Below are 1,140 nucleotides of genomic sequence, written 5' to 3'. Positions count from 1 at the left end.
TCCCCCAAGGCCAGGTAGTTAAGGCTTTCGTGGTGCCGTCAAGCACGTGAGTTCTCAGGACATAAGGACGGAGATCCAGTAGAACGGTGATCTTCCACAACCAGCCGTCGAAGAACTGGATCTCCGTTGACTGCCGAGTATGCCAGCTCTGCTGTTTCCAGCACTGTCCAGACGGGCTCCTTGCCCCGCCTGGCAACCAAGAAATTGTTCGCTCCCGGCCACTTGGGCGAGCTGACCGCGCTCGTGCCCTTCGAACTCGTCGATGCGATCCTTGATGAGACACGCAACGTGCAGCGTCGCCTGCGCACCCTGCCCACGCGTGTCGGGGTCTACTTCCTGCTGGCGATGTGCCTGTTCCCCGAGGTCGGCTACCTGCTGGTCTGGCAGAAGCTGACGGCCTCGCTGATCGCCCTGCCGGTTGTGACGCCCACCGCCAAAGCCCTGCGTGACCTGCGCCGCAGAGTCGGCAGCGCGCCGATGCAGCGCTTGTTCGAGGTGCTGAGCGGACCACTGGCCCAGCCCAGAACTCCGGGAGCACGGTTTGGGCCCTACCGCACGGTCTCCTTCGACGGCTGCAGCTCGCTCAAGACTCCCGACACCGCCCGTAACCGGGCCTGGCTTGGCAGCCCCGGCCACGGCGGCTACCCCCTGCTGGAGCTGATGACTCTCGTCGAGACCGGGACGCGGGCCCTGATCGGCGCGGTCTTCGGCGCCACCGGCGAAGGCGAAACCGGCTATGCCCGCCGCCTGCTGCACCTGCTCAAGCCGGACATGCTCGTGTTATGGGACAAGGGCTTCGACAGCAACGCCTTCCTCGCCCAGGTCAGCGCCACGGGCGCACAGTTCCTCGGCCGGCTGCGCAGCAACCGGCGCACCCCCATCCTGGCCTCGCTCACCGACGGTTCCTATCTCTCGATGATCGGCACCCTCAAGATCCGCATCATCGAGGCCCGTGACGGTAACCTGCGCGGACGGCACCACCTTCACAGGCACCTACCGCCTAGCCACCACGCTGACCGACGCACGCCGCTATCCGGCCGCCGCCCTGGTCAGCCTCTACCACCAGCGGTGGGAACACGAGTCGGCCTACTACGCGCTCCGCCACACGATCATGCAGGGGCGGATACTGCGCTCGGGCGA

General features: G+C 66.1%; 1 protein-coding gene. It reads left to right on the top strand.

The genetic code is table 11. The features are described from left to right. Positions 1-126: 126 nt before the first annotated feature. A partial coding sequence (locus AWQ68_RS00085; RefSeq protein WP_157544708.1) for a transposase domain-containing protein occupies positions 127-1,140 on the top strand: 1,014 nt, incomplete at its 3' end.

Source organism: Microtetraspora fusca, from assembly GCF_001570365.1.
Taxonomy (GTDB): domain Bacteria; phylum Actinomycetota; class Actinomycetes; order Streptosporangiales; family Streptosporangiaceae; genus Microtetraspora; species Microtetraspora fusca.
Note: the sequence above shows the minus strand (reverse complement) of the source record. Positions and strands in the feature narration are given on the sequence as shown.